Origin of the sequence: Saccharopolyspora sp. NPDC000359 (genome assembly GCF_040300525.1) — a bacterium.
In the GTDB taxonomy this organism is placed as follows: Bacteria; Actinomycetota; Actinomycetes; order Mycobacteriales; family Pseudonocardiaceae; genus Saccharopolyspora.
The window spans coordinates 21361-34057 of the sequence record NZ_JBEPDU010000005.1; the positions used below are offsets into that span (position 1 = coordinate 21361).

The 12697-nt window shown below is 69.5% G+C and carries 11 protein-coding genes; 4 read left to right on the forward strand and 7 right to left on the reverse strand.

The window, feature by feature from the left end; genetic code table 11:
- Positions 1-147: 147 nt before the first annotated feature.
- The 3 genes from ABT324_RS05140 to ctaD form a co-directional block, all read right to left on the reverse strand.
- Entirely contained in the window at positions 148-933 is a 786-nt protein-coding gene (locus ABT324_RS05140) for a peptidyl-tRNA hydrolase (RefSeq protein ID WP_351171877.1), read from the reverse strand.
- A gap of 44 nt (positions 934-977) precedes the next feature.
- Entirely contained in the window at positions 978-2207 is a 1230-nt protein-coding gene (serB, locus tag ABT324_RS05145) for a phosphoserine phosphatase SerB (protein ID WP_351171880.1), read from the reverse strand.
- Between the two features lie 206 nt (positions 2208-2413).
- Positions 2414-4195 (reverse strand): aa3-type cytochrome oxidase subunit I, encoded by a 1782-nt coding sequence (ctaD, locus tag ABT324_RS05150; protein ID WP_351171882.1) that lies wholly within the window; start codon positions 4193-4195, stop codon positions 2414-2416.
- A 384-nt stretch (positions 4196-4579) separates the two neighbouring features.
- Here ctaD and ABT324_RS05155 point away from each other — a divergent pair, with 384 nt between their 5' ends.
- Together ABT324_RS05155 and ABT324_RS05160 are read left to right on the forward strand one after the other, a co-directional pair.
- The gene (locus ABT324_RS05155) at positions 4580-5185 is read left to right on the forward strand and encodes a DUF305 domain-containing protein (protein ID WP_351171885.1); all 606 of its coding nucleotides are present in this window, start codon (positions 4580-4582) and stop codon (positions 5183-5185) included.
- 240 nt (positions 5186-5425) lie between these two features.
- Complete coding sequence (locus tag ABT324_RS05160; RefSeq protein WP_351171888.1) at positions 5426-6298, forward strand: SDR family oxidoreductase; 873 nt, start codon at positions 5426-5428, stop codon at positions 6296-6298.
- On the opposite strand, the gene ABT324_RS05165 is transcribed toward ABT324_RS05160, so the two are convergent.
- On the reverse strand, positions 6198-6965 hold the full coding sequence (locus tag ABT324_RS05165; RefSeq protein ID WP_351171891.1) for a VanZ family protein: 768 nt from the start codon (positions 6963-6965) through the stop codon (positions 6198-6200). The genes ABT324_RS05160 and ABT324_RS05165 overlap by 101 nt on opposite strands.
- Before the next feature lie 639 nt (positions 6966-7604).
- Between ABT324_RS05165 and ABT324_RS05170 the strand changes: the two genes are divergently transcribed.
- Positions 7605-8867 (forward strand): ATP-binding protein, encoded by a 1263-nt coding sequence (locus ABT324_RS05170; RefSeq protein ID WP_351171894.1) that lies wholly within the window; start codon positions 7605-7607, stop codon positions 8865-8867.
- Positions 8864-10048 carry a tetratricopeptide repeat protein gene (locus tag ABT324_RS05175; protein ID WP_351171897.1) on the forward strand — a complete coding sequence of 395 codons (1185 nt, stop codon included), beginning with the start codon at positions 8864-8866 and terminating at the stop codon, positions 10046-10048. Before ABT324_RS05170 ends, ABT324_RS05175 begins: the two co-directional genes overlap by 4 nt.
- On the opposite strand, the gene ABT324_RS05180 is transcribed toward ABT324_RS05175, so the two are convergent.
- The 3 genes from ABT324_RS05180 to ABT324_RS05190 are packed head-to-tail and all read right to left on the reverse strand — an operon-like array spanning position 9981 to position 12531.
- A complete protein-coding gene (locus ABT324_RS05180) occupies positions 9981-10550 on the reverse strand; it encodes an LppA family lipoprotein (RefSeq protein WP_351171900.1) in 570 nt (189 codons plus the stop codon). The two genes, ABT324_RS05175 and ABT324_RS05180, sit on opposite strands and share 68 nt — an antisense overlap.
- Positions 10550-12235: an alpha/beta hydrolase gene (locus ABT324_RS05185; protein WP_351171903.1), complete on the reverse strand. Its 1686-nt coding sequence runs from the start codon at positions 12233-12235 to the stop codon at positions 10550-10552. Before ABT324_RS05185 ends, ABT324_RS05180 begins: the two co-directional genes overlap by 1 nt.
- Positions 12235-12531 (reverse strand): hypothetical protein, encoded by a 297-nt coding sequence (locus ABT324_RS05190; RefSeq protein WP_351171906.1) that lies wholly within the window; start codon positions 12529-12531, stop codon positions 12235-12237. The genes ABT324_RS05185 and ABT324_RS05190 overlap by 1 nt, the downstream gene beginning before the upstream one ends.
- Positions 12532-12697: the final 166 nt, after the last annotated feature.

Sequence of the window (12697 nt, forward strand, 5' to 3'; positions counted from 1 at the left end):
CAGCAGTCAACAGACGATTCCTCTCAATGTACTCCACGGCCGATTCTGCCCCCAATAAACACGCTGCCATGGCCCGCCGTTAATGCTGATCTCCGCACCAATGACGGACCTTCTGCGGTCGGTGATCGACAACACCCCGTCCCGTTCTCACCGCCACTGGGCGAGGACTGTCACCGTGCCTGGGTCGACTTCGGTGAAGCCCGCGTCCCGGACCATGCCCACTCCCGACTCCCGCCAGGCCTGCTCCGGGTTGTCGCGGGGGTGTAGGCGGGTCCAGGTGTCGGGGGTTGCTTGGCGGACAGAGCAGCGGAAGCCCGTTGCTGCCCAGCGCGCCAGGTCGGCGTGCATGCCTTCGCCGTGGAGGAGGGCCGCCAGGATCATCGTCGCGTGGCCGACCTGGGCCGCCGACTTCCCCGCGCTCATCGGGACGTGCGGGTTCAGCCACAGGACCGGGGCTCCCGGCAGCGGTGGGCCCGGTTCGTCGGCGTCGAGTTCGCTGCCCGAGATCTGCAGACGGCTGAGCTCCTTCGGCATGTCCGCGACGCGCATCGGCAGGAAGGCTCGGACCTCGGCGTTGCCGACCTGGACGGTGCGGCCGGGCAGGGCCTGGACCGCGTCCCAGTGCGCTCCGCGCGCCCGCCGGGCCACCTTGCGGATTCGTCCCGCGATCCAGGTGCTCATGGCCTCGTGCCACTCGCCGCCCGGCTTGCAGCGCTCGTCCAGGCACACCGCCAGCGCCGCCGACGCCGCTGCTTCCAGCAGCGCCGTGCGGTCCGGTGGCTCGCGGCGCTCGATGCGCAGCACCACCGGCATCAGCACCACGTTGTCCGGGTCCTCGTCCGAGGTGTCGGCGGTGGCAGCGCCGGGCAGGGCCAGCCAGGAGGCGTAGCGGGCGATCAGCGGGTCGAGCACGTCGAAGGCGGTGTCGGGCACACCCCGGTCAGCCGTTCCTGGGCCGCCGTTGTTCCCCGGTCTCATCACGCGTCCAGCGGGACGCGGCGCACCACCCCGTCCTCGGCGTCCGCGGCTTCGATCTCGGCGCGGGTGACGCCCAGCACGAACAGCACCGTGTCCAGGAACGGGTGGGACAGGGCGGTGTCGGCGACCTCGCGCAGGGCGGGCTTGGCGTTGAACGCCACACCCAGCCCCGCCGCCGAGAGCATGTCGATGTCGTTGGCGCCGTCGCCGACGGCCACGCACTGCGCGGCCGGGACCCCGAAGGACTCGGCGAACCGCCGCAGGGCCTTGGCCTTGCCCGGCCGGTCCACGATCTCGCCGACCACCCGGCCGGTCAGCTTCCCGTCCACGACCTCCAGCTCGTTCGCGGCGCTGAAGTCCAGGCCCAGCTCGTCCACCAGCTGGTCGATGATCTGGGTGAACCCGCCGGAGACCACCCCGGTGTGGAAGCCGAGGCGTCGCAGGGTGCGGATCGTGGTGCGCGCCCCCGCCGTCAGCTCCAGCTCCGCGGCGACCTCGTCCAGCACCGACACCGGGAGCCCCTCCAGCACCGCGACCCGCTGCCGCAGCGACTCGGCGAAGTCCAGCTCGCCGCGCATGGCCCGCTCGGTGACCTCGCGCACCTGCTCCTCGCACCCAGCCCGCGCGGCCAGCATCTCGATGACCTCGCCCTGGATGAGCGTGGAGTCCACGTCGAAGACCACCAGCCGCTTCGCCCGCCGGGCCAGCCCGGTGCGCTCCACCGCCAGGTCCACCCCGGCACGGGCGGCGATGTCGGCCATCGCCCGGGTCAGCTCCGTGTCGTCGTCCGCGTCCGGGGCGCTGACCTGCAGCTCCAGCCCGGTCACCGGGTAGTCGGCGACCCGCCGGATGGAGTCGATGTTGACCCCGATCTCGGCCAGGCCGCGGGCCACCTCGCTGAAGTTGCGGGCGGTCACCGGCTGCCCGAGCACCACCACGACGTGGCTGGAGGCGAGCTTGCTCGCATCACCGTCCGGGGCACCGATCGCCACGTCGACGGTCATGCCGACGGTGGCCATCGCCTGCTCCACCGCCTCCTGGAGCTGCTCCGGGTCGTGCTCGGTGGACACCAGCACGCCGAGCACCAGCCGACCCCGGATCACCACCTGCTCGACGTCGACGATGTCCACGCCGTGCCGGGTCAGCGCGGCGAACAGCACGGAGGTGACGCCCGGCTTGTCCTTCCCGGTCACGGTGATCAGCACGGTGGTCGCGTTCGCGGTGCTCACGGCAGCGATTCTTCCTCTCCTCTTGTGCAGCGGCGAAGCCGCTCGACCCGTCCGGGGACGCGCACCACCACGCGCCAGCGCGCCCACCGGACAGGTCCCGAAGGACCCAGGCAGCCGAAGAGCCCCGGCAGGCACGGCCCGCCGGGGCTCTTCGTCGAGCTGGCCCCACCCTGGCACAGTCGCGTGGTGCGGGGCTAGCGCCCAGATCACTTCTCGGTCGTGTCGTCCCGGTTGGACTCGTCCTTGGTGACCGGCGTCTGCTTCAGCGCCGTCCCGCCGCCCTCGTGCTTGTCGGCGAGGGTCTTGCCGGTCAGGCTCAGGTGCGACTCGAGCCGCATCCGCTCGGAGATGTGCGGGTAGTGCAGCTCGAACGCCGGCCGCTCGGAGCGGATCCGGGGCAGCTCGGTGAAGTTGTGCCGCGGCGGCGGGCAGGACGTCGCCCACTCCAGGGAGTTGCCGTAGCCCCACGGGTCGTCGACCTCGACGACCTCGCCGTAGCGGTAGCTCTTGAACACGTTGTAGAGGAACGGCAGCATCGAGGCACCCAGGATGAACGCGCCGATCGTCGAGATCGTGTTCAGCAGCGTGAAGCCGTCGCTGGCCAGGTAGTCGGCGTACCGGCGCGGCATGCCCTCGTTGCCCAGCCAGTGCTGGACCAGGAACGTGCCGTGGAAGCCGATGAAGGTCAGCCAGAAGTGCAGCTTGGCCAGCCGCTCGTCCATCATCCGGCCGGTCATCTTCGGGAACCAGAAGTAGATCCCGGCGAAGGTCGCGAACACGATCGTGCCGTAGAGCACGTAGTGGAAGTGCGCCACCACGAAGTAGGTGTCCGAGACGTGGAAGTCGACCGGCGGCATCGCCAGCAGGACACCGGTCAGACCACCGAAGAGGAAGGTGACCAGGAAGCCGACGCTGAACAGCATCGGGGACTCGAAGGTCAGCTGGCCCTTCCACATGGTGCCGATCCAGTTGAAGAACTTCACACCGGTCGGGACCGCGATCAGGAACGTGGTGAAGGCGAAGAACGGCAGCAGCACCGCGCCGGTGGCGTACATGTGGTGCGCCCACACCACGACCGACAGGGCCGCGATGCCCAGCGTCGCGTACACCAGGCCGGAGTAGCCGAAGATCGGCTTGCGGCTGAACACCGGGAAGATCTCCGAGACGATGCCGAAGAACGGCAGCGCCACGATGTAGACCTCGGGGTGGCCGAAGAACCAGAACAGGTGCTGCCAGAGGATCACACCGCCGTTGGCCGGGTCGAAGACGTGCGCACCCAGGTGCCGGTCGGCCATCAGGCCCAGCAGCGCGGCGGTCAGGATCGGGAACGCCATCAGGATCAGCACGCTGGTGACCAGGATGTTCCAGGTGAAGATCGGCATCCGGAACATCGTCATGCCCGGTGCGCGCAGGCAGACCACCGTGGTGATCATGTTCACCGCGCCGAGGATGGTGCCCAGACCACCGACGGCCAGACCGGCGATCCACATGTCCGCGCCGTGGCCCGGCGAGTGCAGGGCGTCCGACAGCGGGGTGTAGGCGAACCAGCCGAAGTCGGCGGCGCCGCCCGGCAGCAGGAAGCCGCTGACGACCATCAGACCGCCGAACGAGTACAGCCAGTACCCCAGGGCGTTCAACCGCGGGAACGCGACGTCGGGGGAACCGATCTGCAGCGGCAGAATGTAGTTGGCGAAGCCGAACAGGATCGGCGTCGCGTACAGCAGCAGCATCACCGTGCCGTGCATGGTGAACAGCTGGTTGTACTGCTCCTGCGACAGGAACTGCATCCCCGGGACGGCGAGCTCACCGCGGATCAGCATCGCCATCAGGCCGCCGACCAGGAAGAACGCCATCGACGTGACCAGGTAGAGGATGCCGATTTGCTTGTGGTCCGTGGTGCGGAACATCCGCGCCATGAACGAACCCTTGACCGTTTTGCGCACCGGATAGGGGCGCGTGGCGATCGGCTGTGGCGCGACGGCCGTCACGGTGCCTCCTGCACTCCCTTGAAGCCTTCGTCGGACCCGGTTGGATCCGCCCCGACCCGGGTGGGCCGGGTGACAGCATGCGACACCCCGCAGGGCGACTGCAGGGCAAGCCAGTCGCGATGCCTGCCGACTGCGGATACTAGTCCCGACGCCTGGCCGTAGTTCGGCCGGGCCGTAGCCACCCTATTCATTGCCCCGCGGTCGGTCACCCCGAGTGAGATCGACCCGACAGCCCGCGATCACCGGCGGCCCGGCGGCGATGTCGGCCGCACGTGCCCGGAACCGGCCGGTTAGCCTACGGGGCAACAGGTCCGGCAGCCCACCTGCGACCAGTTCGACGGGCCGCCCTGGGACGACGTCCACCAGATCCTGGAGGGGAAGCACGTGCGGAGGAGCACGATCATCGGCGCTGTGCTGATCGGCGGTCTCGCGCTCGCGGGCTGCACGCCTGCCGAGGCACCGAGCGACCAGCCCCCGGCCCCCGGCACGCCGCCGTCGGCGACCGCGCAGCACGCCGGGCAGCAGGGCGCGGGTGAGCACAGCGAGACGGATCGCGAGTTCGCCCAGCAGCTGCTCACCAACCGCCAGCAGGTGCTGGAGCTGGCCGAGCTGGCGCAGACCAACGCGCAGAACGCCGAGCTCAAGACGCTGGCCAGCGAGCTGCAGCAGTCGGCCCAGCTGCAGGTCGGGCAGCTCAACGCGTTCCTGACCTCGGCGGCTGGCCAGCAGTCGGGCAGCGCCCCGGAGGACGCCGCCGACGAGGTCGGCAGCACCGACCAGCAGTCCGCGCCGCAGCTCGACCAGCTGCGGCAGGCCACCGGCGCACCGTTCGACCAGCAGTGGAAGCAGGCCGTGCAGTCGCTGGAGCAGAGCGCCGCCCAGCTGGCCCGCTCCGAGCAGGAGGAGGGCCAGGCGCAGGCCATGCGCAAGCTGGCCGAGGACTTCCTCGCCGCCCAGCAGGACGTGCTCACCAAGATCAACGCCCTCTGACCCGAGGCACCCGACGGGGCCGCAGGCGATCCGCCTGCGGCCCCGTTCGCGCTTCAGCGCCTCCCGAGCCGCCTGACCAGTACCTCCAGCCCTGCCAACAGCAGGACCACCACGAGGTGGGCGGGCCAGAGCAGCAGGTGGGTGGCCGCCGGGGTGCCGACGGCTCTTCCGCAGCGGTCCGGCGGAACCTACTATGAGTAGGCTACTGCCGAGTAGATAACGCTGACCGAGGGAGTGCTCATGCCGAACGTGTCCGGCAAGGTCGTCCTGATCACCGGTGCCGCGCGGGGGATCGGCGCGCAGACCGCCCGGGAACTGGCCCGCCGCGGCGCCCGGCTCGCCCTCGTCGGCCTGGAGCCGGACGCGCTCGCGGCGGTCGCCGCGGAACTCGGCGAGGGCCACTTCTGGGCCGAGGCCGACGTGACCGACGCCGACTCGATCAAGGCCGCGGTGGACGCCGCCGCCGAGCAGCTCGGGAGCATCGACGTGGTCATCGCCAACGCCGGGATCGCCCCCATCGGCACGGTGCGCACCAGCGACCCGCGCGCCTTCACCAAGACCATCGACGTCAACATCAACGGCGTCTTCCACACCGCCCGCGCCGCCCTGCCGCACCTGGTCGAGCGCCGCGGCTACCTGCTGGTGGTCTCCTCGCTGTCGGCGTTCACGCCGATCGGCGGCATGGCCGCCTACACCGCGAGCAAGTCCGGCGCGGAGGCGCTCGCCTGCGCGCTGCGCACCGAGGTGATGCACCTGGGCGTGGCCGTGGGCAGCGCGCACCCGTCGTGGATCGACACCGACATGGTGCGCGACGTGGCGCAGGACCTGAGCGCCTTCGAAGCGATGCGCAAGCGGCTCCCCTGGCCGATGCGCGCGACCACGAGCGTGCAGGACTGCGCCAAGGCCTTCGCCGACGGCGTCGAGCGCCGCGCCCGCCGGGTGTACGTGCCGCGCGCCATCGCGCTGGTGCACTGGCTGCGCACCGTTCCGTCGTCGCGGCTCGTCGAGTTCCTCATGCGGCCGACCGTGCGCCGCCTGATCCCGAGGACGGAGCGGGAGGTCGCCGCGCTCGGCCGGTCCCTGAGCGAGCGCAACCAGCAGATCCAGGGCTGACCGGTGCTGGGACCGGTGGCCGGGGCGTCTGACGCGGCGCGCTTCCCCGGCCACCGGAGCTCATCGGACGGCGCTGCTCGCCAAGCACCCCGCGCTCCCGCTCGACCTTGGCGATCAACATCCACACCGTCTGGTCGGTGCGGCCGCTGGCGCTGTGCTGCGGGCGGCTGCCCAGCCAGCGCGGCAGGCGCACCAAGATCCCGCCGAGGGCCGCGCCGATGGTGTTGCACACGACGTCGTCGGTGGCGGCGACTCGTCCCGGGATGACCAGGAACTGGGTCAGCTCGATCGACACCGACAGCAGCAGCCCGCCGAACGCGATCTTGACGACGCTGTCGAACCACGGCAGGCGCTGCGGCACCAGCACCGCCAGCGGCAGCAGCAGGAGCACGTTGCCGACCAGCTGCACCCACGGCGCCAGGTCACCGGGCCCCGCGGTCAGCGCCGTCGACACGTCCTTGCCGAGGCTGGGCCGGACGGGCTCGGCGGCGGGCGGTTGCGGCAGGAACACCAGGTACCCGACGCAGAGCAGCGAGTACGACAGCGCCGCGTCCAGCAGCGGCTCCCGCGGGTCGGCGCCCCGGCGCGCCACCGCCGAAGCCGTCCCCACCGCCACCGCGATCGGGAGCAGAACGGTCACCACGGCCATGAATCCGTCGAATGCCACGAAAGCCTGATGCACGTGCGCCGCACTTCCTCTGGCCGCCATCGCCAGGAACACCCGGAAGCCGGGCAATCCGCAGTGGACCGCCGGAACCGGAAACCGTTGGGAATGAACATCTCCAGCGGTCGGCGTTGACCGACTTCCCCCGCAACCATCAGGGTTCGGCGGCGGCCGGACGCCGTCCTGGGGGCCACGACGTCCAGCCACCAACCGAGACCCGCCGAACAAATTCGCAGGTGAGACGCTCCCGCGCCGCCCCATCTGGGGTCCGCTGCACGCCCACCTCCCGAATCGCCCCGCGCCACTTCCACATAGTTCCGAAATCGACCCGGTCGCCCCTGAAGATAACGACGAGAAAACGGGGCGCCAGTGCCCTGACCAAAACCCGCCACCCAATTCGGGACTGTCCACCATGGACCGAAAAAACGATTTCCGAAACCACCACCAGTAGTTTTCACCCGCCGGACAAGAGCACGAGATCCACTGTTCACACAATTCCCACGGCGTCCGCAAAGGGCGCATTGCGAATTCTGCCCAGCAGCCCGGTGAACACCGGATGAGGAGCTCGCGGCGAACGTGATTCGGGCAGCACCCGGGTCCGGAGCCGACCGCGGCGCGCGTGCTGCGGCATATGCTGCGCAGGTGAGTTCCAACCCGCTCCTCGACAGCCTGCGCAACGCCGTCACCGCAGCTCCCGGGGACCTCGCGCTGCGCCTGCACCTGGCAGAACTGCTGTTGTCCGAAGGGTCCCGCGACGAGGCCGTCTCGCACATCGCGGCCGCGCTGCAGCAGGAACCCGGCAACGCCGCGGCCACCCGGCTGATGACGCAGGCGCTCGCCCCGGCGGACCAGCGGCCCGCGCCGGAGCCCGCGCCGGAGCCGGAGCCCGCGCCGAAGAAGGGCTACGACTGGTCGGCGGGCGAGGAGGAGTTGGCCGACACCGTGCCACCCCGGTTCATCGAGTCCGAACCGGAGCAGGAGGACGAGCCCGAAGCGGTGCCGACCGGGTCCGCGGCGGACGGTGCCCTGTTCGAGGTCGAGTCCTCCGACGTCCGGCTGGACGACGTCGGCGGCATGACGGAGGTGAAGAAGCGGCTCAACGCCGCGTTCCTCGCTCCGATGCGCAACGCCAAGCTGCGCAAGCTGTTCGGCAAGAGCCTGCGCGGCGGCCTGCTGCTCTACGGTCCGCCCGGCTGCGGCAAGACCTTCCTGGCCAAGGCGGTCGCCGGGGAGTTGGGCGCCCGGTTCATCTCGGTGACGCTGCAGGAAGTCCTGGACATGTGGATGGGCAACTCCGAGAAGAACATGCACGCCCTGTTCCAGACCGCCCGCCAGAACGCGCCGTGCGTGCTGTTCTTCGACGAGATCGACGCGATCGGCCAGCGGCGGTCCCAGCTGCGCAGCTCCGGGCTGCGCGGCACGGTGAACCAGCTGCTGACCGAACTGGACGGTGTGGGGTCCGACAACGAGGGCGTTTTCGTGCTGGCCGCGACGAACCACCCGTGGGACATCGACCAGGCGCTGCTGCGGCCGGGCCGGTTCGGCCGAGCGGTGGCGGTGCTGCCGCCGGACGACGACGCCCGCAAGGCCATCCTGGAGTACCACCTCCGGGACCGCCCGGTCGCCGGGATCAAGCTGGCCGACCTGGTCAAGCGCACCGACGGCTTCTCCGGCGCGGACCTCGCGCACATCTGCGAGGCGGCCAGCGAGCGCGCCCTGACGGACTCCATCGAGGCAGGTGAGCCGCGCATGATCGGGATGGCGGACCTGCTCGGTTCCCTCGGCGAGGTGACGCCGTCGACCACGTCGTGGTTCACCACGGCCCGCAACGTGGTCCTGTACGCCAACCAGGACGGGACCTACAACGACCTGGTGGCCTACCTGAAGAAGAAGCGGATGCTGTGAAGGACGAGGACGTCGAGGTCGAGAAGGTCCGCAACCTGCTGGAAGCCGGCCGGTACGACCTCGCCAAGCAGCTGCTCGCCCCGCTCCTGGCGTCCTGGCCGGACTACTACCACCTCTGGCAGTTGCTGGCGCTGGCGCACCTCGGCGCCGATGAGTACCCCGAAGCCGAGCAGGCCACCGCGCAGGCGATCGCGCACAACCCGCAGGAAGTCTCGCTGCACCTGCTCATGGCCCGGGTGATGGTGCAGTGGGACCGGGTCGGCGACAGCGTCGCCTGGGCCCACCGGGCGCTGGAGCTGGACCCGAACTCGGCGGAAGCGCACTGGACCATCGCCAACGGCTTGGCGATGGCGGGAAAGCACCTGGACCGAGCCCTCTGGCACGCCCAGCGCGCCCGCGACCTCGAACCGGAGTCGCCCCTGGCGCACACGGTGGTCGGCACGGTCCTGGTGTCGATGGGCGGCCGAGCGACCCGCCAGGCCCGCGAACCGCTGGAAGCGGCCCTGCGCCTGGACCCGCAGTTCCCGAACGCGTGGAACGCGACGGGCCTGATGGCCCTGAAGACCCGCCGCTACAAGGCAGCCCTGCGGGCGTTCATCACCACCCTCCAGCTCCAGCCGCAGTCGGAGAACGGGGCCCACAACCTCCCGCTGGCGGTGTGGGCCCTGGTGTCCCGAGGCCGCTGGTGGATCTTCGCGCTCCTGATTCCGACGGCCGTCCTGAGCGCCTTCGCCCACGTGACCGGAGGAGCGGCCTCGATCGCGATCCACCTCGCGGGCGCGGCCCTGCTCGCCGCGGGTGCCTGGTGGGCGCTGTTCCTCCGCCTGCGCAACGTCTTCCCGGAGGCGATGCGGTTGGCGGCCACCAACGTCCTCCGCCGGGACCGCCTGGTCCGCCCAACGTGGACGGGCCTGGCGACCGGAGCCGCGATCCAGGTCCTGGCGGTCCTGCTCCCCCTCGGCCCGGCGAGCCCGGGCCTGGCGATCTGGGGAACCCTCCTCAGCAGCTTCATCGGCCACCGCGTCTCGACAGCCAGGCTCAACAGGGCCACGAAGGCCCTCACCGCCGAACGAGAAGCCCAATGGCGAACAGTGGTCACCCCCACCGGACGCCCTACTCCCCAGTCACCGCAATCCGATCCTTCACAGCCTGCGGCAGGTGGCACCCGGTGGTGCCGTTGATCGAGATGTTCCGCCCTCCGGAAACGGTGTAGGCCGCACCGTACTGGTCGAGCGCGGTGAAGGTGTGTTCGCCCGGCCGATCGGACATGATCCGAGGCCGACCGAACCCGTGAGCCGAGGCGATCTCGGAAACGATCTGCTGCACCTGCGGCCACTCCTCTTCCGGTATGTCCCCGAAGGCGACCCACACACCCAAGGTCTGCGATTCGAGCTCGTCCTTCGCGAAATCGAACTCCGCACACCCCGCGCTGATGGCCTCCTGCGATGTTTCCCACCGCATCCAGGAGAAGCGCTTCGCGAGCTCGTCACGCATCCGGGACAACATCTCCTGGTAACGAGCACTGGCCTCCTCCATGCTGGGCCGCCGCAACAGCTCAGCCCGCTGCTCTTGAGAACTGCCACCGTGCTCTGAAGTCAACTCGTTCCCCCCACATCCAGAAGCAAGTACCAGAAGAAGCAGAATCAGCACCACACGCTGCGCAGCCACCACACGTATCACCATCAACCTCGTGCATCGACCGCGAGGTCGGGCTTTCCTGCAACAATCACGCTGACGTTGTACTGGCTCGTCGTCCCCTTGTCGAGGTAGCCGTACCCCCCGCCGGTGCTGTGCCCGGACGATTCCCGGAGCTGGCGACCATCGACGGCCACCGCATCACCAGTGGCGAGGTTGTCGACACCAGGCATGTTGGACGGATCGGCCCCGAAACGCCCGAAGTCCGCGACCGGGTCCCACTTCGACTCCAAGTTGTACAGCTGACCTTCCGGAACATCGATCGTCGTGTGGTGCGGCGTACCGAGACCCGGTGAACCCATCACAACGGCGGAATCAACACCCGTCCCCTCTTGCTGCAGGGCGAATCCTGTCGTCGACGATCCGTAGGAATGACCGACTGCAACCAGGTGCGGATCCTCATCCCGCGATTCGTTGATCCCTCGGTAGAAGTCGGCGAGAGCATTCGCGCCTCTTCTTGCTGCGTTGTCCGCAGCTACCGAATCCGCTGGATCCAATGTTTCATCCAGTTGCGGCGCTTCATAGCCCATCCAAGTCACGGTCGCGACGCTGCCCCCTTCCCGAGCCACCAGAGCTTGGGCATCAGCCTGCACCATGTTCATGCTCTGGTCGTAGCTCGCCAGACTCCCCTTCTCGATGGCACTTTCCATCCCTGGTGTGAAGACCGCGACGTGGCTGGCCTTGTCGACGTCTCCGATCGCGACCGCCGCCTTCATCCGCTCCCCGGAACTGTCGAGTACCAGGAGCTGGCGGTTGCCCCGCTCCATCACTTGGCCGATCTTCTCCAGCGACTCCAGTTTCTCGTCGACCCGCTGGAGTTCGTCCTGGTCGAGGCCCTTTTGCAGCCTGCCGCCGGGGCCGGGGTAGGGCTTGTCCAGCCTGGCGCGCAGTTGGGCTGCTTGGGCTTGGAGCACAGCTCGTTCGTCGTCGAGGCGGTTGACATTGGCCGTGTGACGGACCGAGGCCGGGATGCCGTCCATGCCGCCCAGCCATGCTGGCGGTGCCTCAGCCATCGCTGCGCGGGTTTCCGCGGGCAGGGAGTTCCACCAACGCGCGTTGTCGGCTGGTGTGCCGGGTGGCGGCGGTTCCACTGTCTCGGCCAGGCCTCGCGCGTCCCCGAGGGCTGCTGCGTCCGCGAGTGATCCGTCCTTGGTCTCCATCAGGTCCAGGTCCGCGTCCCGCAGGACCTTGGTGAGCTCAGCGTCGGCGTCTTCGGCCTGCGCCAGCAGGCGCTTGACTCGTTCCACGAGGTCCGGCCGGACGGTGCGGATCCGGTGTTCGTCCTCGTCGTCGAGTCGGCTGCCGGGGCCGCCGACCACCACGTGCTCCAGGTCTTCGACCCGGCCGTCGTCGAGGATGCGGAACCGGTAGGCGCTCGCCAGGGCGTCAGCCTCGGCCAGCTGGCGCTGCACCGCTTCGAAGTCACCGACCGTTCCGATCAGCGCGCGGCGCACCGCCGCCACCTCCACGACGAGTCTCCGCAGGTCACCGCCGAGTTCGTGATGCCGGTCCGCCGCTGCCTGCGCGGCCTCGCCCTGCCAGTTCGCCGGCTTCCCAGACGCGGTGAGCTCGTCGTCCAGCCGCACCAGTCGGTCTTCCTCGCGCTTCAGGTCGTCGATCGATTCATCCAGCAGGGCCGGGTTCCACCTGCGGATGTCGGCGATGGTCGTCATCAGGCACCACCCGCGGTCTTCAGGTCCGACACCGCGCCCTGATCCGTTCCGTCGTAGGTGTCGGCGCTGCGGCGCAGGGCTTCGGCGTGGCGGTTGGCCGCATGGCACCACTTCTTCACGCTGTTCATCCAGCTGCGGCCGGCACTGCTCGCCGCAGGTGCCGCCGTCGTGCCGGGCAATGCCTGGCTGATCTTCTCCCCCACCGGGCCGAGTTTCGACTGCCCGGCTTGCTCAACCGCGGAAACCGTTGCGTCCGAGGCCTTCCGCAGTTCCTCGACAAGAACCTGGTAACCCATCAATCCTCCCCGGCCGGGGAAGTTACCGAGGTCAACTCCACCCGCACCGGGCTTCCAACCCACCGTCCCACAGATGGCGCAACAGTCGCGTGATGCAGATCGCGATTACCAAACGCCGGCCCGGGCCACGAGGCCCTGGCCGCATGAGTTGACAGCGGTCGCTGGG

Bases quoted from the DNA above. Each gene is read 5' to 3' on its own strand.
- ABT324_RS05160 (WP_351171888.1), top strand. From the start codon at position 5,426: ATGCCGAACGTGTCCGGCAAGGTCGTCCTGATCACCGGTGCCGCGCGG.
- ABT324_RS05180 (WP_351171900.1), bottom strand. From the start codon at position 10,550: ATGGTGATACGTGTGGTGGCTGCGCAGCGTGTGGTGCTGATTCTGCTT.
- ABT324_RS05185 (WP_351171903.1), bottom strand. From the start codon at position 12,235: ATGACGACCATCGCCGACATCCGCAGGTGGAACCCGGCCCTGCTGGAT.
- ABT324_RS05190 (WP_351171906.1), bottom strand. From the start codon at position 12,531: ATGGGTTACCAGGTTCTTGTCGAGGAACTGCGGAAGGCCTCGGACGCA.